Here is an 18,374-nt window from a genome sequence, read left to right as displayed (position 1 = left end):
AACGGTCTCAGATCGAGACGCGCTCCAGAATCTGCTCTTTCGTCACCGCATTTGCAGGCTGGGCCAACACCACCTCGCCGCGATTGAGGACGCAGAACTCATCCGCCAGCCCATAGGCGAAATCGAAATATTGCTCGACCAGCACAATCGCGATCTCACCCTCTTCGCGCAAGAGCTCGATCACCTTGCCGATCTGCTTGATGATATTGGGCTGGATCCCCTCGGTCGGCTCGTCCAGCAGCAAGACCTTGGGCTTGGCGATCAGCGCGCGCGCAATCGCAAGCTGTTGTTGTTGCCCGCCCGACAGATCGCCCCCGCGCCGGTTCTTCATCTGCTCCAGCACCGGGAACAGCTCATAGATGCGGGCTGGGATCCTGTGCTCGGATCGCGGCAGGCAGGCAAAGCCCGTCTGCAGGTTCTCGGTGACGGTCAGCAGCGGAAACACTTCGCGCCCCTGTGGCACATAGGCGATGCCCGCGCGCGCGGCCTGTGCAGCGCTTGGATGGTCCAGAACCTGCCCGTCCAGCGTGATCGTGCCGCCCGAATAGGGATGACGCCCCGCAATCGCGCGCAAAAGTGACGTCTTTCCAACGCCATTCGTGCCCATCACGGCGGTCACGGCGCCAACCCGCGCTTCCAGCGATACCCCCCAGAGGATTTGCGAGGCGCTATAATGCAATGTCAGATTTTCAACTTTCAGCATGTCTCAGCGCCCCAGATACACATCAATCACCTGCTGGTTTCTGGTCACATGATCCAGACTGCCCTCGGCCAGAACCGACCCTTCATGCAGACAGGTCACGCGGCAATCCAGCCGACGGATGAACTCCATGTCATGCTCGATCACCATCACCGCCCGCGTTCTGGCCGCGCGTTTCAGCAGATCCGTGGTGTGCTCGCGCTCCCCCGGCGTCATGCCTGCGGCGGGTTCATCGACCAGCAGCAGACGCGGATCCTGCGCCAGCAGCATCCCGATTTCCAGCCATTGCTTCTGCCCGTGGCTCAGGATCCCTGCGCTGTCCTCCAGCCGCTCGGACAGGCCCACTTCCTCGGCCAGCTCGACGATCCGCGCCTCATCCTGCGCAGAGGCCTGCCACATCAGCACCGAGAACGGCCCGCGCTTGTTCTTCAGCGCCATCGCCAGATTGTCGCGCACGCTCTGATCCTCGAACACGGTCGGTTTCTGGAACTTGCGGCCAATCCCCATCTTGGCGATCTGGCTTTCCGAATATTTCAGCAGATCGACCGAGCGCTCGCCCCAGAGCACCTTGCCCTCATCGGGACGGGTCTTGCCGGTGACGATATCCATGAAGGTCGTCTTGCCCGCCCCATTCGGCCCGATCACCGCGCGCAATTCCGGCTCGCCGATCGCAATCGACAGGTTGTTGATGGCGCGGAACCCGTCAAATGTGACCGACACGCCAGAGACTTCCAGAAGCGTGGTCATGGCTTTTTCCTCACCAGATAGTCAAACAGCCCGCCGATACCCTTGGGAAAGAACAGCGTCACCGCCACGAAACCCAGACCCAGCAGCACCAGCCACCAGTCGGTCCAGACGATGCGGTAAAAGCCCAGATCAATATTCGGCGCGCCCCCCCCGGTCAGCCAGCTTGACAGAAGCGAGACAAAGGCCGCCCCGATCACCGCACCATAAAGCCGCCCGCGCCCGCCAATGGCCACCCAGACCGCAAGGTAGATGCTTGCGATGGGCGCGATTTCCGCCGGGTTGATGATGCCCGCCTGCGGATAGTAAAGCGCGCCTGCAATGCCGGAAATCACCGCCGTGACGGTGAAGACGAAGAGCTTATAGCCCTCGACATTATAGCCAAGGAAACGCACGCGGGCCTCATTGTCACGAATGGCGCGGATCACCGAGCCGAACTTGCCCGACACAACCCAGGCGAAGAGCAGATAGCCCGCGCCAAGCATGAATGCGGAGGCCCAGAAGAACCAGACCGACAGCACCGATTGCGGCACATGCAGGAAACCGGGGATATTCTGCAGCCCCGACAGCCCGTTATTGCCGCGCAACCCGGTGTCATTCTGGAACAGATAGAGCGAGAGGGCCAGCGTCATGGCTTGTGTCAGGATCGACAGATACACGCCGGTCACGCGCGAGCGGAAGGCCAGCCAGCCAAAGACCAGCGCTAGCACACCCGGCACCAGCACCACCATCGCCAGCTGAAAGGGCAGCGAGCCCGCGAAGGTCCAGATCAGCGGCAACTCGCTCGACCCCACCACCCCGAAAATCTGCGCCGCCACCGCTTCCGAGACCTCCAGTTCCGTGGGCGGGATGGTGCCACGGCCCAGACTGTCACGGATCACGATTTCCGTGCGCGCATACATCAGCCACATGCCGATCGCATAGCCGCCCAGACCAAAGAACGCGAAATGCCCGAGGCTCAGGATCCCGCAATAGCCCCAGACCACATCCATCGCGATGGCGATCAGGCACAGGCATAGCGTCATGCCCAGAACCTTGACCAGATTGGTCGAGATCAGGCCCAGACCGAAGCCTTCGGACAGGACCGTGACGGCGACAGTGAACACGCCCAGCAAGCCCATGAACCACAGGACCGAGGGGTTTTCATGCAGGAAGCTGCGGCGGCTCGGGGCAGGGGCAGCGGTGTTGCGGGGGATATCAAGCGACATGCGGTCAGTCTCCGGCGGCGCGACCCTTCAGGGCAACAATGCCCTTGGGCCGGAACTGGATGAACAGGATGATGAACAGCACCATAAAGGTCTGCGCGGCCAGCGTATTGGCCGGGTTGAACCACTCGATCCCCTTTTGCAGGAAGCCGATCAGCGTGGCCCCGGCCAGCGTGCCAAAGACCGAACCGACACCGCCCACCACAACCGTCATGAAGCTTTGCACGATGTAATTCGCGCCCATCTCGGATGTGACCTGCGCCACCAGCCCGATGGACACGCCCGCAACGCCGGCGATGCCGGACCCAAGCCCGAAGGTCAGCATATTGATCCGGTCCGGGTTGATCCCCATGCTGGCCGCCATGCCGGGATTTTGCGTCACGGCCCGCACTTCCAGCCCCAGCCGGGTGCGATTCAGGATATAGAGCAGCATCGCCAGAAAGCCGATGGCCATGACAAAGATCGCAACCCGGATCGAGGCGACCGAAACCACATCATTCACCTGAATCGCCCCCGCCAGCCAATCGGGCGCGGTCAGGGGCCGGGCCTGCGTGCCAAAGATATTCTTGGCAAGCTGTTGCAGCGCAATCGAAATCCCGAATGTCGCAAGCAAGGTTTCCAAGGGGCGCGTGTAGAGATGCCGGATCACCAGCCGCTCCATCGCGACGCCTGCGGCAAAGGTGACGGCAAAGGCCAGCGGCAGCGCCACGATCAGCGAAGTGGTGTAATTCGGGATCACGGTCTGGACGACATAGCCGGTATAGGCGCCCATCATGATGAACTCGCCATGCGCCATGTTGATCACCCGCATCACCCCGAAAGTGATCGCCAGACCGATGGCCGCCAGAAAGAAGATCGAGGCGAGCGAGAGCGCATCCAGCGAGATCGAGACGAATTGCCAGAGCGAAATCCTGGTGCGCGTGCTGTCAAGCGCATCGCGCGCGGCATCTGTCACCGCAGGGTCGGGTTCCAGATAGGCGTCAAAAAACACGACCTCGCGCACAGCCGCGCGCATGTCATCCTCTGTCACCAGCGGCGCGACACTGCCTTGGGCTTCGAGCGCGGCATAGGCGGCACGGCGCATCTCATCACTGGTCAGTTGATGCACCGGTATTCCGCCCACGGCCCCGTCTACGACATTGCGGCGCAACGCATCGCGGATCGCATTACGGCCGGGGCGCGCAGGCACAAGCCCCGCCTCGGCCAGGGTGGCATAGGCCGCGATCAGCTCGATATCGCTCCCCGGCGCGCGGATACGCGCGACATTGGTGCCTTCGGGGATCTCGGGGGCGAATTCAGCGCGGGTCTGCAGGATCTGGTTCAACACGCGTCGCGCCTCGGTGCTGATATCACCGCGCAGCCCGTCTATGGCATCGACCCGCACGTCGGTATCCGTCGCAAAACGCGCGTTCAGCAGATCCAGAAGCCGGTCCATGCGCGCGGCAATGCGGCTGTCATCCTCCGCGTCGCGCGCGAGCGTGAGGGCCTCGATCTGCTCCGCATCCGGGCTGCGCGCGATATTGTCGAGCGCCGCCAGACGGCGGCTGGCCTCAGGGTGCATCAGTTCGAAACTGACCAGCGCCGCACCGATCTCGCGCCGCACCCCGGCATTGGGCCGGATCTGATTGACCGCGCGGGTGCTGACCGCGCCAGCCTCGGCGCCGCTGTCAATATCGATCAGCGCCAGCATCCGGTCGGGCGCCTCCAGCGCATAGAAGAAGAGCCCGTCCTCGGCGCGCTCATAGACCTCGCGATCCCCCCAGGCGCGCAGGAAATCGACTGTGCCGGGCGCATCGGCGTCCAGGAGCGCGCGCAAGACTGCGGGTACTGTGGCGCGCGACGGGCTGGCGACATGTTCCTGAACAGATTGCAGGGCATCCTGCAGCGGGGTCAGGCTGTCGGTCTGGGCCCGCAGGGGCAGGGTGATGGCCAGCGCGAGGGTCAGCGCGACCAGCGGGAAGAGGCGCAGCATGGGCAGGGACTTTCGGAGGCGGGGAAAGGGTAGGGTGCGTGCTCAGCACGCACCCTACGAGGGTGGATCAATAGTTCGAGGTCAACTGAACACAGGTCTCGGTCGCCGTGTCGAACATGCCGCATTCCAGCGTCTGCCAGTCGCTTGTCAGCGTGGCGCTTTCCGTCAGGAAGGGCGACCAGGCTTCGCCCGGCACTTCCTCGGTCTGGCTGATGATGTCAAACTGCCCATCGGCCCGGATCTCGCCGATCAGGACCGGCTTCGACAGGTGGTGGTTCACGCCCATTACCGCCGTGCCGCCGGTCAGGTTGGGGAATTCCTGCCCCCACATCGCCGCGCGCACAGCGTCGACATCGGTGGTGCCCGCCGCCTCGACCGCCTGCACCCACATGTTGAAGCCGATGTAATGGGCTTCCATCGGGTCATTGGTCACGCGGTTCTCATCCCCGATGAATTCATGCCAGGCGGCGATGAATTCCTCGTTTTCGGGTGTATCTGCCGACATGAAATAGTTCCAGGCCGCCAGATGGCCGACCAGACGCGAGGTATCCAGACCCGAAAGCTCTTCCTCGCCCACCGAGAAAGCCACGACCGGGATGTCATCCGCGCTGACGCCCTGTGCGGCGAGTTCGGTATAGAAGCCGATATTCGCGTCGCCATTGATGGTCGAGATCACGCCCACCTGTTTGCCGCCAGCCCCGAGCGCGATCACGTCCGAAACAATGGTCGACCAGTCGGCATGCCCGAAGGGCGTGTAATTGACGAAGATATCTTCCGCCGCAATGCCCTTGGACAGAAGATAGGATTCCAGGATCGCATTCGTGGTGCGCGGATAGACATAATCGGTGCCCAGAAGCGCGAAGCTCTCGACGCCCAGTTCTTCAAGGAAATAATCCACCGCCGGGATCGCCTGCTGGTTCGGCGCCGCACCGGTATAGAACACATTGCGCGAGCTTTCCTGCCCTTCATACTGCACCGGATAGAAGAAGAGCCCGTTCAGTTCCTCCAGCACCGGCAGCAGCGCCTTGCGCGACACCGAGGTCCAGGCCCCGAAGATCACATCGACCTCGTTCACGGTCAGAAGCTGGCGCGTCAGTTCCGCGAAAAGCGGCCAGTCGGAGGCCGGGTCCACCACCACGGCCTCAAGCTGGCAGCCCAGCACGCCGCCCTTGGCATTCTGCTGATCGACCAGCATCAGCATCACGTCGCGCAGGGTGGTTTCCGAGATCGCCATGCTGCCCGAAAGCGAGTGCAGCACGCCCACCTTGATCGAACAATCAGCATGGGCCGCTCCGGCGGCCATCAGGCTCGCGGTGGCGGCAGTTGTCAGCAGGGTTTTCCTAATCATGCGTTGCAGGCTCCATATGTGATGGCCGCGCATGCCCGGGATGTTTCGGCTTGATCTGTCTCATCATGCCCCCCATATCCCCAAGGCAGCAGCAGGCCTGTTGCGCATGTCCGGCAGGCAGCATCTGCCAGGATCGGACTGTCGGACATGCATCTGATCCATTTGTCAGCACCCGTGTTATTGCGCGGGCCTTGGGGTCAGACAATTTAACCACCGCATCAGCATGGCAAGATCGCGCGCATCCCGGCCTTGTGCCTGTTTGTTGGGCAGCCTCCGGTGCATATGGTGAATAATTACGCGGCAATAAGCCGATTTTCCCGGCACAGGCTGATTCCAACCCTGTCATGCCGTCGCGGCGCGGGTCGCACGCGATTGACCGCAAGGGGCGGAAACCCTAAGCTCCGACCGCAATTTACGAGTGATCCATATGACATATGACGCGATCCCCGGCTGGTTCTATCCGATTGATCAGGCGGGTTTCGCCTGGACGCTTGAGTTTCAGAATGACACCGCCCCGCCCGGCGATCTGCTGGAACTCGGCACCTATCTGGGCAAGAGCGCGATCCTGATGGGCCAGAAGCTGAAACAGGGCGAGCGGCTGACGGTCTGCGACCTCTTCGAGGATGTGATGACCTGGGACGGGGCCAATCCGGTCGAGAAGGCGTTTTTCGGCACCAGAACCCCGACCCGCGACCAGTTCGAAGCCAATTACCGCGCCTTTCACCCCGCGCTTCCCGAAATCGTGCAGGGGCCGACCGGCAGCATCTGCCAGCATGTCGCCCCCGGATCCTGCCGTTTCGTGCATATCGACGCCTCGCATGTCTATGCCAATGTGCGCGAGGACACCGCCTCGGCCCGCAAGCTGTTGCAGGAAAACGGCGTCGTCGTCTTTGACGATTACCGCAAGCCGCAATGCCTGGGCACGGCGGCGGCCGTCTGGGAAGCGATCCTCAATGACGGGCTGAAACCCGTCTTCGCGACCGACGCGAAACTCTATGCCACATGGGGCGATCCCGAGCCGCTGCGCGCCGCCATCACCGCGCGGGCGCGGGCAAGCGACTGGTGCCGCACCGGCAAGCCCGTCGCCATCCGTGACATGCAGATCATCCGTCTGGCCCGACACGGGAAATAGCGGCAATTCCGGGCGCAGGGGCTTGACGCGCGCGCGTCAAGCGGGCAGGGGCAGGCCATGTTGCGCATCCATGACCTCTCCTATTCGATCAATGGCCGCCCTCTGTTCGAGGGGGCCTCTGCCACCATCCCCACCGGCCATAAAGTGGGCCTTGTCGGGCGCAACGGGGCGGGCAAGACGACGCTCTTCCGGCTGATCCGGGGCGATCTGGCGCTGGAAGGGGGCGAGGTCAGCCTGCCATCGCGCGCGAAAATCGGTGGCGTGGCGCAGGAAGTACCCTCATCCTCGACCTCGCTGATCGACACGGTTCTGGCGGCGGATACAGAGCGCGCAAGCCTGATGGCCGAAGCCGAGACCGCAACCGATGCAGGCCGCATCGCCGCCATTCAGACCCGGCTCGCGGATATCGACGCATGGTCCGCCGAGGGCCGCGCCAGCGCGATCCTCAAAGGGCTGGGGTTCGATGCCGAAGCGCAGCTGCGCCCCTGCTCGGATTTCTCGGGCGGCTGGCGCATGCGGGTCGCGCTCGCGGGCGTGCTGTTTGCGCAGCCCGACCTTCTCCTGCTGGACGAGCCGACCAACTATCTCGATCTGGAGGGCGCGCTCTGGCTCGAAAGCTATCTGGCGAAATACCCGCATACGGTGATCATCATCAGCCATGACCGCGGCCTTCTCAACCGCGCTGTGGACCATATCCTGCATCTCGAAGACCGCAAGCTGACCCTCTATGCGGGCGGCTATGACACTTTCGCGCGCACCCGCGCCGAGCAACGCGCGGTGCTAGCGGCAGAGGCGCAGAAAGTCGCGACCCAACGCGCGCATATGCAGAAATTCGTCGACCGCTTCCGCGCCAAGGCCAGCAAGGCGAAACAGGCGCAGTCGCGGCTGAAGATGCTCGAAAAGCTGACCCCGATCACGCCGCCCGCCGAAGCCGCGCGCCATGTCTTCAGCTTCCCGGCGCCCGAAGAACTCTCGCCCCCCATCCTGCGGCTCGAAGGGGCATCGGTGGGCTATGGCGGCCCGCCTGTGCTGCGCGGGCTTGATCTGCGCATTGATCAGGATGACCGCATCGCGCTTCTGGGGCGCAATGGCGAAGGCAAATCCACGCTCTCGAAACTGCTGGCCGAGAAACTGGCGGGCAGCGGGTCGATCACGCGGGCCTCGAAACTGCGCGTGGGCTATTTCGCCCAGCATCAGGTCGATGAACTGGAACTGGACGAAACCCCGCTGCAGCATCTGCAACGCGCCCGCCCCGGCGAAATGCCGCCCCGCCTGCGCGCGCGGCTGGCGGGTTTCGGTCTGATGGCCGAACAGGCCGAAACCGTGGTGAAGAAACTCTCGGGCGGGCAGAAGGCGCGGCTTTCGCTCCTGCTCGCGACGCTCGATGCGCCGCATCTGCTGATCCTTGACGAGCCGACCAACCACCTCGATATCGAAAGCCGCGAAGCGCTGGTCGAGGCGCTGACCGCCTATACCGGGGCCGTGGTGCTGGTCAGCCATGACATGCATCTTCTGTCGCTGGTGGCCGACCGGCTCTGGCTGGTCTCGAACGGGCAGGTCACGCCCTATGAGGGCGATCTGGAATCCTATCGCGATTTCCTGCTGGCGGGCAGCACGAAACCCGCGCGCGAGAAACCTGCCGCCAGGGAAAAACCCAAAGCCACCCGCGACGAGCTCAGCACTTTGCGCAGTGAGTTGCGCAAATGCGAGGCGCGTATCGCCAAGCTCGAAGAGATGCGCAACAAGCTGGCCGAGAAACTGGCCGATCCGGCGCTCTACGACGACGGGCGGGCGGGCGATCTTCGGGTCTGGCAGGCGAAATATGCCGAAGTGATGGAAGGGCTTGACCGGGCCGAGGCGCTCTGGATGCGGGCGCAGGAAGCGCTGGATCTGGCGGTCGCGGATTAAAGGGTTGCGGCTTTTCCTTGAATCGCCGAAACCCTTTAATTTCCTGTTTTGTCGCAATTTCGAAGCAAAAAACTCTATCAACTTTTTCTGAAATTGCTTTATCCGATCATCATCTGATCATCGCCGAGCCGCTGATACTGACGGCTCATGCGTTGCAGCGCGATCCGCAGCACGATCTTGCCCGAACGCGCCGACCAGCCCATCGCATTCTCGGCCGATTCCACCCCTTCCAGCCGGCAGCAGCAGCGCAACGCCACATCGCCCAGCCCCGGCCCCAGATCGCGGAACACTTCCAGCACACGCTTGCGCGCCCCGGTCGTGCCGGGCGGGGCGATATTGGGGCCGGGCACCTTGCGGCGCTCCAGCGCCTTGAGCAGATCCTGCGCCGAACCCCAGTCGATCCCGTCGAGCTGCGCCATGACGAAATCTTCGCGCAACCGTTCCGCCGCCTGGACCTGCCGCAACTCCAGAAAGGGTTTGCCGGATTTGTCCCGCCGCCGCGCCAGCACCGCCACCGGCGTTTCCACAACCCCGTAGCGCAACCGGCGCGGGGCGCAGTCGTCATTCTCTCCCAGCCGCGCCGGATCGCCCTCCGCCTCGCTGGATTGCGCGCGCAGGGCCAGGCGTCCGGTCGGGCTGATCACATAGCTCGATACCCGCCCGCGATTGCGACAGGTGATCCAGTCCATCAGCGCCATGGCTTCCGCCAGATGGCGGTCGAAAACCGCCACGCGCCGCGCAACCCCGTCCGCATCCTCGCGGGTGATCACCGCCTTGGGCATATCCGCAGCAACGATCAGCAGCGCGCCGCGTCCCGTCAATTCGCGCAGCTGGCGCATCGCATGGCTTTCGACTTCGGCGCTGACAAGAGGCTCCGGCGGCTTGCGGGATTGAGAGATCATGGATTGCGGCTCCGTGTCTGGCTGGGATCGGAAACGGGGGCTGTGTGTCATCTTCGCGCGCATCGACAGGTCCAGCTTGCGCAGCGCATTGTCGATCAGCGGATCATCGCGCCGGTTCTCGAAACGGCGCACCTGCCGCAGGATCGTCGAGGCATGACAGCCCTGCTCGCGCGCGATGGCGCGCAGCGACCGGCCTGTCGCGACATGGGACAGATACAACCTTGCACCCTCGGGCACCCAGTGCGGCAATCGGGCCGACACATGTGCCCCTGTTTCCCCTGCGATGCAGCCTTGCGCGGGCATCCCGAAGACCACTCCTGTCAATACGCAACCGATGATTGCACAGAGTTTCTGTTTGTTAACGCTTTTTCGGACAGGAGCAGAATGGTTTAAATTTCCTAAATCTGCCTGAAGCGAGCGCGCGCTTGCCGGGCGCTCTGCGCAACACCACGGGATTCCGTGCAGAATGCAATGGCTCATCATCGGAGATAAGTCATGCATTTCGCACTCTCGACACTGGATAGCCTGATCCGGCCTCGCCTGATGGTTGTGGCCGCGCGGCACGGGCTGAATGACTACAATCGCGCCGTCCTGCTGCCGCGTCTGCTGGAACTGCCGATTGGTCAGTCTTTGCCCGCGCCGCGGATCGTGCTGGCGCAACTGATGGCGCGGGAACGCGCGATGGAGGCCGCGCGCCGCCACCATGATGCCAACTGGCGCGCCGCCGCGCATGTGGCAGTGATGACCGCGCTGCTTTTCGAGGCGCGCGCCAGCGCCTGCGCGCGCGCGGAACCCGCGCCCAGCGCTGCCGCGCCCTGATGCGGCGGCTCAGACCTGCGCGGCCTCTGCGCCCGATTGCGCCTGCGCCACGGCGGCGCGGGCCGCATCCAGCACCTCCAGCCCCGCCCCTGCGCGATGCGCCTGTTCCGACAGGATGCGCCGCCATTGCCGGGCGCCCGGCTGGCCTGCAAACAAGCCCAGCATATGCCGCGTGATGGCGGCCAGCCGCGCTCCCTGCACCAGTTCCTGCGCGATATAGCGGCGCATGGCGTCCAATGCGCCGTCCAGATCCGGCCCCTCGGTCGCGCCAAAGATCCTCTGATCCGCCCCCAGCAGAAGATCACCGGGGCGCTGATAAGCGGCCCGTCCGATCATCACCCCGTCCAGCCCCTGCTCCAGCAGGCTCGCCGCCTGTTCCAGATCATTCACCCCGCCATTCAGACTGATCGAAAGATCGGGAAACTGCTGCTTCATCGCCAGCACCAGCGCATGGTCCAGCGGCGGGATTTCGCGATTGTCCTTTGGCGACAGGCCCTGCAGCCAGGCTTTGCGCGCATGGATGATCACATGAGAGATGCCCGCTGCGCGGATTTTCTCCAGAAATACCGGCAGAATATCCGCAGGCACCTGCTCATCGACCCCGATCCGGCATTTCACGGTAATCTCGGCAGGGCAGGCGGCGCGCATCGCGGCGCAGATTTCGGCCACCAGATCGGGGGTTTTCATCAGCACCGCGCCGAAACAGCCCGATTGCACCCGGTCCGAAGGACAGCCGCAGTTCAGGTTGATCTCCTGATAGCCCGCCTCCCAGCCCATCCGCGCCGCCTGCGCCAACTCGCCGGGGTCTGACCCGCCCAGTTGCAGCACCACCGGCTGCTCTGCCGGATCATGCGCCAGCAGATGCAGTGCATTGCCGCGCACAAGGGCAGGGGCCGTGACCATCTCGGTATAAAGCTGCGCATGGCGGGAGAGTTGCCGGTGAAAATACCGGCAATGCCTGTCCGTCCAGTCCATCATCGGCGCGACGGACAATCTGCTGTTATGGGTCATGAGCATCTTGCGTATCTTCAAACTGTTGCTGGCGCCGACTGGCCTTTCGCCAAAAATACGCCCGGAGATCTGCCATCTGTCCCTTCTGCGCGCCCTCACTACACAGATGCGCCGCGGATGAAAATGGTCTGTGCCACCACTATCCTCCAGCGCCTGCCGGGTCCAGATCAGATGAAGGGGGCATTTGCGCGCGGACCCAGACCACCTGAACCTTCCCGAAGATGCTCGGGCACATTACGATATGATCTGCACATCGCCAGCTTGCTCGTCGCTCCAGAGGTGTTCGGCGAGGTCTTCATGGCCCATCGCTGGACTGAAGCTTTGCAGGCACCCGCAACGCTCGGCGAAGCTCTCCCGCCAGTGTGATGCGCCTTTCCGGTTCGAACGCACTATCCATTGTTCTGCGATCACTATCGGGATAGCGCCAGTTCCACATGGTTTTCCAGCGCTTTCCCAAGCTGCATGGCGAAGCGAAAACTTGCCACGGGGAGCGAGCGTCCACGCTGTTGGCCCAGCAGCAGGACGCCCGGCGGCACGTCTCGCTCCGAGATCGCGCGGAACACCAGACCTGACTGGCGCTGCGCATTCAGGCCGATGGGGATCTGGAATCCGATTATCTGCTCAGACAGCACATAATGCCGGATCAACTCGAAAGACTCGGTTTCAACGACCGGAGTGATCTGACGGCCGATGCTCTTTGCCGCTCCGTCCAACAGCGACCTGACCCCGTATTGCGCTGACGGCGCGATATGGGGATGGTTCAGGCAATCGCGCAGCCGCAGATCGGGTTTCTGCGCCAATGGGTGATCCTGCGCCATCACCGCACAGACCGGTTGCGGAGATTGGGCTATGACCTCAAACTCGACCATCACCACCGGTTCAAAGACGAGCGCCAGATCACAGTTGAACGCTGCCAGTTCGGCCTCGGCGCGCGAGCGGTCGCGCACGATGACGCTGAAGGTGACGCCGGGATGGTCGCGGCGGTATTTTGAAATCTGTTCGGGAAGGAAATAGGGCAGAAGCGCTTGCGAACAGGCGATGCTGACATGGCCGCGCCGCACGCCTGTCAGATCCGCGACCTGGCTTTGCACCCGCGCCATGTCCGAGCGCTGGCTGCGGTAATGCTGCAGGATCAACTCGCCTGCCGGGTTCAGTCGCACCCCGCGCGCCAGCCGCTCGAAAATCTGCGCGCCGAACTCGTCTTCGAACCGCGCGATGCGACGGTTGAGCGCCGAAGCGGTCAGCCCCGCATCCTCTGCCGCCTTGCGGATGGACCCGGCGCGCGCCACGGCCTCGATCAGGCGAAAAGTTTCCATATGGCGCATAAATAGGCACTCTTTTGTTGTTCATTAAATTCACCGCTCTTGTGAAAACATAGCATTTCTTGAACATCTCAGAAAGCGCTAACCTGACTCCACCGCATATCGCTGCGACCAGAAACATCAGGAGCCTGCCATGTCCTCTCTCAACCGCCGCGCTTTTCTTGCCTCTGCTGCCGGGGCAGGAATGCTGCCTTTCCTGCGCGTTCTGCCTGCTCATGCGCAGGCGCGCGACACACTCGTCACTGTCTTTGGCCAGACCATCAACAGCCTTGATCTGCACCGCGTCGGCACCAACCGCGCCAGCTATCAGGTCGCGATCAATTGCTATGACCGGCTGGTGGGCTTTGGTGCCAAGCAACTGCCATCGGGTGAAATGTCCTATGACTATGATGAAATCGTGCCGGAACTGGCCGAAAGCTGGACCATCTCGGAAGACGGGCTGACCATCACCTTCAGGCTGAAACCCAATGCCACGTTCTGGGATGGCAGCAAGGTCACGGCGGAAGATGTGAAATGGTCGCTTGACCGCGCGGTCTCGGCGGGCGGTTTTCCGACCACGCAGATGGCGGCGGGCGGGTTTTTCCGCCCTGATCAGTTCGAAGTGGTCGATGCGGAAACCATCAATGTCAAGCTGGACTATCCGTCGAAACTGGCGCTGCCGAACCTTGCGGTGCCGGTGCCCTTCATCATCAATTCCACGGTCGCAAAGGCACATGCGACCGAGGCCGACCCCTGGGCGATGGAATATCTGCACACCACCCCCGCCGGATCGGGCGCCTATAAGGTCGCGCGTTGGGAAGCGGGCCAGCAACTGGTCTATGAGCGCAATGACGACTGGATCGGCGGCACCCTGCCCGCCATCCAGCGCGTGATCGTGCGTGAGGTGCCTTCGGCCGCGACACGACGCGCATTGGTCGAACGCGGCGATGTGCAGGTCAGTTTCGATATTCCCGACCGCGACGCGTCAGAGCTTGCCGACCGGCTGACCGTGCATTCCACCCCGGTTGAGAACTGCATCCATGCGCTTTGCCTCAACAGCAAATTCGCGCCGTTTCAGGACGCGGATGTGCGCAAGGCCGTGGCCTATGCGACCCCCTATGAGGCGATTTTCGAAGCCGCAGCTTATGGGCGCGGCGCAAAGCTCTGGGGCGGCGAGGACGAAATTTCTGACACCGCCTGGCCCCGCGCCTTTCCCTATGACACCAATCTGGATCTCGCGCGCGAGCATATGGCCAGATCGGGCTTCGCGGACGGGTTTGACGTGACGCTCTCGATCAGCCTCGATCTGGTCAGTTGGATGGAGCCCGCAGCCCTGCTGATTCAGGAAGCAATGGCGCGGATCGGCATCAATGTGACCGTGGACCGCATTCCGGGTGCCAACTGGCGCACCGTCGCGCTGGTGGAGAAAACCCTCGACATGCATCTGGAGAATTTCGGCGGCTGGCTGAACACGCCCTGCTATTATTTCTTCTGGGCCTATCAGAAAGACCGGCTGTTCAACTCCTCGGCCTATGACAATCCGCTGGTGCATGAATTGACCGAGAAAACCCTGCATATGGCGATGGATGACCCGGAATATGCACCGCTGATCAAGCAGATGTTCGAGATCGTGATCGAGGATCTGCCGCGCATCCCGCTTTATCAGCCCGCGCTGAATGTGGCGATGAACGGGGCCGACGGCTATGAGTTCTGGTTCCACCGTCAGCTGGATGTGCGCCCGCTGACCGGCGCGGGGGCGTGAACTGATGGCGACCCGGTGGCTTCCGATCCTGTGGCGACTGGTGCAGACCATTCCGGTGGTCATCGGCGTCGTCATCATCAGCTTCGTTCTGACGCGTGCATTGCCGGGGGATCCGGCGGTGCAATTCGCAGGCCAGATGGCCACGGCGGAGAGCATTGAACAGGTGCGGGTGGCTTTGGGGCTGGACAAATCCCTGCCACAGCAATTCCTGATCTATTGCAAGGCGCTGCTGCAAGGCGATCTGGGCCAGTCCATCGCCACCGGGCGCCCGGTTCTGACCGATCTGGCGACGCGCCTGCCCGCCTCGCTGGAACTGACCCTGACGGCGCTGATCCTGTCCTGCCTGATCGCGATTCCCCTGGGCGTGCTGGCGGCGGTGCGGCAAGGCTCTTGGATCGATCACCTCTGCCGGGTGCTGGTCACGGCGGGCGTGTCGCTGCCGACCTTTTTCACCGGCATCCTGCTGATCTATGTGTTCTATTACCTGCTGGGCTGGGCACCCTCGCCGCTTGGGCGGCTGGATTTCATCTATTTCGATCCGCCGCGCGTGACTGGCTTCTTCCTGATCGACGCGGCTCTGGATGGCGATCTGCGCACGTTCACCGGCGCGGCCAAACAACTCGCCCTGCCCGCGATCACGCTGGCGCTCTTCACCCTCGCCCCGATTGCGCGGATGACGCGGGCGGCGATGCTGACGGCGCTCTCCTCGGACTATATCCGCACCGCCCGCGCAGCGGGTCTGCCCCCGCGCAAGGTGCTCTTCGGCTATGCGCTTCGCAACGCGCTACTGCCGGTGGTGACGACGCTGGGCATGGTGTTTTCCTTCGTCCTGGGCGCCAATGTGCTGGTGGAAAAGGTCTTTGCCTGGCCCGGCATCGGATCCTATGCGGTCGAGGCGCTGGTGCAATCGGATTATGCCGCCGTGCAGGGCTTCGTGCTGGCGATGGCGCTTCTCTTCGTGCTGATCAACCTCATCATCGACCTCAGCTACACGCTGATCGATCCGCGCATCGGGTTTTCATCCAAATGACCGACATCACCCCACGCCAGACCGGCAACGGCATGCTGACCCATCTGGGCCATGTGATGCGCGAAAACCCGGTCACGGCGCTGTCCTTCGGGCTGTTCTCCTGTTTCGTGCTGCAAGCGTTTTTCGGGCAATGGCTGGTGCCCTATGACCCGCTCGCCACCAACTCGGCGCGCGCGCTGGAGGCCCCTTCCGCAGATCACTGGTTCGGCACCGATCAGCTGGGCCGCGATGTGTTCAGCCGGGTGATCGTGGCCACGCGGCTGGATCTCACCATCTCGGTGCTGGCGGTGGCGATCTCTTTCGTCATCGGCTCGGTGCTGGGGGCGGTCGCGGGCTATTGGGGCGGGTGGCTCGATTCGGTCCTGAACCGCATTCTCGACACGATCATGGCCTTCCCGCTTTTCGTTCTCGCCATGGGCATCGTCGCGGCGCTGGGCAACACGGTCGAGAATATCATCTACGCCACCGCGATCATCAATATCCCCTTCTACGCCCGCGTCGTGCGCGCCGAAGTGAATATCCGCCGCGAGGCCGGTTTCGCCCTTGCCGCGCGGCTCTCGGGCAACGGCCATATGCGCACGCTCGCCTTCCATATCTTTCCAAATGCGCTGCCGCCGATGATGGTGCAGGTCTCGCTCAATATGGGCTGGGCGATCCTGAATGCGGCGGGACTCTCCTTCGTGGGCCTTGGCGTGCGCCCGCCGACGCCGGAATGGGGGATCATGGTCGCCGAGGGCGCGAATTTCATCATCTCAGGCCATTGGTGGGTGGCGCTGTTTCCGGGGCTGTGGCTGATGCTGGCGGTCTTCACCTTCAACCTGATGGGCGACGGTCTGCGCGACCTTGTTGACCCGCGCAGAAGGACTTGAGCCATGCTGTCGGTCAAAGACCTCTCCGTCGCCTTCAAGACCCGCAAGGGACAGGTGGATGCGGTACGCGGCATCTCTTTCGATCTTGCGCCCGGCGAGACGCTGGGGATCGTGGGCGAAAGTGGCTCGGGCAAATCCGTCACCAGCTACGCCTTGATGCGCATTCTCGATGCGGGCGGGCGGATCAGCGCGGGCGATGTGAGCTGGAACGGGCGCGACCTGCGCGCGGCCTCGGAATCTGCGATGCGCAGCCTGCGCGGGCGCGAGATCTCGATGATCTTCCAGAACCCGCGCGCGGCGCTGAACCCGATCCGCAAGGTCGGCCATCAGATCGAGGATGTGCTGCGCCAGCATGGCCGCGCGACGCGCTCGGACGCGCAAGCCAAGGCCATTGCCGCGCTGGAAGCGGTGAAAATCCGCAATGCCGCCGAGCGCTACCATGCCTATCCTTTCGAGCTGTCGGGCGGCATGTGCCAGCGCATCGTCATTGCCATTGCACTCGCCTGCGACCCGAAACTGATGATCGCGGATGAACCGACCACGGGGCTGGATATCACCACGCAAAAGGCGGTGATGGAGCTGATGCGCGATCTGATCCGTGAGCGTGGCATGTCCTCGATCGTCATCACCCATGATCTGGGTCTGGCGGCGGAATATTGCGACCGGCTGGCGGTGATGAAGGACGGGCAGATCGTCGAAACCGGCCCTTCCGCGCAGATCTTTGCCAATCCGCAACACCCCTATACCCGCAAGCTCGTGGATGCCACGCCGCGCCCCGGTGTCTCGATCCGTGACTTGTTGCCGCCCGAGGCCCGCATGCCGGAACTGCCGCATGACACGGACGGGCGGGCGATTCTGGAAGTGGTCGATCTGGTCAAGACCTATCCCGGCAAATCGGGGCCGGTCCATGCCGTCAAGGGCATCAGCTTCACCATCCGCGAGGGCCAGTCGGTGGGGCTGGTGGGCGAATCCGGCTGCGGGAAATCCACCACCTCCGCGATGCTGGTGCGGCTGCTGGACCCAAGCTCCGGCGCGATTGTCTTTGACGGCCATGAGATCGGCGGCATTCCCGCAGAGCGGTTTCTGCGCGACCCGAGGCGCGCCCAGATCCAGATGGTGTTTCAGGATGCGACCGACAGCCTGAACCCGCGCCATAACGCCTTTGACAGCATTGCCGAACCGCTGCGGCGCCTGGGCCGGATGCGCGGTGCCAGACTGGCCGCCCGTGTCGGGGAACTGGCGCAGCTGACCGGGCTGCCCGCGCATCTGCTGTCGCGCTATCCGCATCAGCTTTCGGGCGGGCAAAAGGCGCGGGTGGGGATTGCGCGGGCCATCGCGCTGGACCCGAAATTCCTGATCCTTGATGAGCCGACCGCGGCGCTGGATGTGTCGATTCAGGCGGTGGTGCTGAACCTCCTGGCCGATCTGCGCGCGCGGCTGGGCATGACTTACCTGTTTGTCAGCCATGATCTGAATGTGGTCCGGCTGCTCTGTGATCATGTGATCGTCATGCAGGACGGCCAGATCGTCGAACAAGGGCCGACCGCAAAGCTCATGGATGCACCCGAGCACCCCTATACGCGCGAATTGCTGCACTCCGCACCAAAACCGCCCGCGGCACCCTTCGCCATGGGCCATGCCGCTGCCAAAGCTGCAGAATGAAGGACAGAA

Annotated in this window: 15 protein-coding genes; 7 read left to right on the top strand and 8 right to left on the bottom strand. The window is 63.2% G+C overall.

Annotated elements, in window-relative coordinates:
* Positions 1–7: 7 nt before the first annotated feature.
* The 5 genes from urtE to urtA form a co-directional block, all read right to left on the bottom strand.
* Positions 8–703 (bottom strand): urea ABC transporter ATP-binding subunit UrtE, encoded by a 696-nt coding sequence (gene urtE, locus BG457_RS04395; protein ID WP_071795767.1) that lies wholly within the window; start codon positions 701–703, stop codon positions 8–10.
* Between the two features lie 3 nt (positions 704–706).
* Positions 707–1,447 carry an urea ABC transporter ATP-binding protein UrtD gene (gene urtD / locus BG457_RS04390; RefSeq protein ID WP_071795766.1) on the bottom strand — a complete coding sequence of 247 codons (741 nt, stop codon included), beginning with the start codon at positions 1,445–1,447 and terminating at the stop codon, positions 707–709.
* On the bottom strand, positions 1,444–2,652 hold the full coding sequence (gene urtC, locus BG457_RS04385; protein ID WP_071795765.1) for an urea ABC transporter permease subunit UrtC: 1,209 nt from the start codon (positions 2,650–2,652) through the stop codon (positions 1,444–1,446). The genes urtD and urtC overlap by 4 nt, the downstream gene beginning before the upstream one ends.
* Before the next feature lie 4 nt (positions 2,653–2,656).
* The gene (gene urtB, locus BG457_RS04380) at positions 2,657–4,621 is read right to left on the bottom strand and encodes an urea ABC transporter permease subunit UrtB (RefSeq protein ID WP_071795764.1); all 1,965 of its coding nucleotides are present in this window, start codon (positions 4,619–4,621) and stop codon (positions 2,657–2,659) included.
* Between the two features lie 67 nt (positions 4,622–4,688).
* The gene (gene urtA / locus BG457_RS04375; RefSeq protein ID WP_071795763.1) at positions 4,689–5,969 is read right to left on the bottom strand and encodes an urea ABC transporter substrate-binding protein; all 1,281 of its coding nucleotides are present in this window, start codon (positions 5,967–5,969) and stop codon (positions 4,689–4,691) included.
* A gap of 427 nt (positions 5,970–6,396) precedes the next feature.
* Here urtA and BG457_RS04370 point away from each other — a divergent pair, with 427 nt between their 5' ends.
* Entirely contained in the window at positions 6,397–7,101 is a 705-nt protein-coding gene (locus BG457_RS04370) for a class I SAM-dependent methyltransferase (RefSeq protein WP_071795762.1), read from the top strand.
* Positions 7,102–7,158: 57 nt separating this feature from the next.
* Positions 7,159–9,009: an ABC-F family ATP-binding cassette domain-containing protein gene (locus BG457_RS04365; RefSeq protein ID WP_071795761.1), complete on the top strand. Its 1,851-nt coding sequence runs from the start codon at positions 7,159–7,161 to the stop codon at positions 9,007–9,009.
* A 98-nt stretch (positions 9,010–9,107) separates the two neighbouring features.
* Here the strand turns inward: BG457_RS04365 and BG457_RS04360 are convergent, their stop codons facing one another.
* On the bottom strand, positions 9,108–10,130 hold the full coding sequence (locus BG457_RS04360; protein ID WP_245770923.1) for a DUF6456 domain-containing protein: 1,023 nt from the start codon (positions 10,128–10,130) through the stop codon (positions 9,108–9,110).
* A gap of 276 nt (positions 10,131–10,406) precedes the next feature.
* Between BG457_RS04360 and BG457_RS04355 the strand changes: the two genes are divergently transcribed.
* Complete coding sequence (locus BG457_RS04355; protein ID WP_071795759.1) at positions 10,407–10,730, top strand: DUF6477 family protein; 324 nt, start codon at positions 10,407–10,409, stop codon at positions 10,728–10,730.
* Between the two features lie 9 nt (positions 10,731–10,739).
* Here the strand turns inward: BG457_RS04355 and dusA are convergent, their stop codons facing one another.
* Together dusA and BG457_RS04345 are read right to left on the bottom strand one after the other, a co-directional pair.
* Positions 10,740–11,747 (bottom strand): tRNA dihydrouridine(20/20a) synthase DusA, encoded by a 1,008-nt coding sequence (gene dusA, locus BG457_RS04350; RefSeq protein ID WP_139257545.1) that lies wholly within the window; start codon positions 11,745–11,747, stop codon positions 10,740–10,742.
* 404 nt (positions 11,748–12,151) lie between these two features.
* Positions 12,152–13,066, bottom strand: coding sequence for a LysR family transcriptional regulator (locus BG457_RS04345; protein WP_071795758.1), 915 nt, complete (start codon positions 13,064–13,066; stop codon positions 12,152–12,154).
* A 130-nt stretch (positions 13,067–13,196) separates the two neighbouring features.
* On the opposite strand from BG457_RS04345, the gene BG457_RS04340 reads away from it, so the two are divergent.
* From BG457_RS04340 to BG457_RS04325, 4 genes are read left to right on the top strand one after another with little or no spacing between them, the layout of a single operon-like run.
* Positions 13,197–14,804 carry an ABC transporter substrate-binding protein gene (locus BG457_RS04340; RefSeq protein ID WP_071795757.1) on the top strand — a complete coding sequence of 536 codons (1,608 nt, stop codon included), beginning with the start codon at positions 13,197–13,199 and terminating at the stop codon, positions 14,802–14,804.
* 4 nt (positions 14,805–14,808) lie between these two features.
* On the top strand, positions 14,809–15,834 hold the full coding sequence (locus tag BG457_RS04335; protein ID WP_071795756.1) for an ABC transporter permease: 1,026 nt from the start codon (positions 14,809–14,811) through the stop codon (positions 15,832–15,834).
* Positions 15,831–16,703 (top strand): ABC transporter permease, encoded by an 873-nt coding sequence (locus BG457_RS04330; RefSeq protein ID WP_071795755.1) that lies wholly within the window; start codon positions 15,831–15,833, stop codon positions 16,701–16,703. The genes BG457_RS04335 and BG457_RS04330 overlap by 4 nt, the downstream gene beginning before the upstream one ends.
* A gap of 3 nt (positions 16,704–16,706) precedes the next feature.
* Positions 16,707–18,365: a dipeptide ABC transporter ATP-binding protein gene (locus BG457_RS04325; protein ID WP_071795754.1), complete on the top strand. Its 1,659-nt coding sequence runs from the start codon at positions 16,707–16,709 to the stop codon at positions 18,363–18,365.
* Positions 18,366–18,374: the final 9 nt, after the last annotated feature.

The organism is Natronohydrobacter thiooxidans (assembly GCF_001884735.1).
Taxonomy (GTDB): domain Bacteria; phylum Pseudomonadota; class Alphaproteobacteria; order Rhodobacterales; family Rhodobacteraceae; genus Roseinatronobacter; species Roseinatronobacter thiooxidans_A.
The sequence above is the reverse complement of the archived record's forward strand: the minus strand, read 5'-3'. Positions and strand labels throughout refer to the sequence as shown.

Coding starts and splice junctions, on each gene's coding strand:
- urtE (WP_071795767.1), bottom strand. CDS start 703: ATGCTGAAAGTTGAAAATCTGACATTGCATTATAGCGCCTCGCAAATC.
- urtD (WP_071795766.1), bottom strand. CDS start 1,447: ATGACCACGCTTCTGGAAGTCTCTGGCGTGTCGGTCACATTTGACGGG.
- urtC (WP_071795765.1), bottom strand. CDS start 2,652: ATGTCGCTTGATATCCCCCGCAACACCGCTGCCCCTGCCCCGAGCCGC.
- urtB (WP_071795764.1), bottom strand. CDS start 4,621: ATGCTGCGCCTCTTCCCGCTGGTCGCGCTGACCCTCGCGCTGGCCATC.
- urtA (WP_071795763.1), bottom strand. CDS start 5,969: ATGATTAGGAAAACCCTGCTGACAACTGCCGCCACCGCGAGCCTGATG.
- BG457_RS04370 (WP_071795762.1), top strand. CDS start 6,397: ATGACATATGACGCGATCCCCGGCTGGTTCTATCCGATTGATCAGGCG.
- BG457_RS04365 (WP_071795761.1), top strand. CDS start 7,159: ATGTTGCGCATCCATGACCTCTCCTATTCGATCAATGGCCGCCCTCTG.
- BG457_RS04355 (WP_071795759.1), top strand. CDS start 10,407: ATGCATTTCGCACTCTCGACACTGGATAGCCTGATCCGGCCTCGCCTG.
- dusA (WP_139257545.1), bottom strand. CDS start 11,747: ATGCTCATGACCCATAACAGCAGATTGTCCGTCGCGCCGATGATGGAC.
- BG457_RS04345 (WP_071795758.1), bottom strand. CDS start 13,066: ATGCGCCATATGGAAACTTTTCGCCTGATCGAGGCCGTGGCGCGCGCC.
- BG457_RS04340 (WP_071795757.1), top strand. CDS start 13,197: ATGTCCTCTCTCAACCGCCGCGCTTTTCTTGCCTCTGCTGCCGGGGCA.
- BG457_RS04335 (WP_071795756.1), top strand. CDS start 14,809: ATGGCGACCCGGTGGCTTCCGATCCTGTGGCGACTGGTGCAGACCATT.
- BG457_RS04330 (WP_071795755.1), top strand. CDS start 15,831: ATGACCGACATCACCCCACGCCAGACCGGCAACGGCATGCTGACCCAT.
- BG457_RS04325 (WP_071795754.1), top strand. CDS start 16,707: ATGCTGTCGGTCAAAGACCTCTCCGTCGCCTTCAAGACCCGCAAGGGA.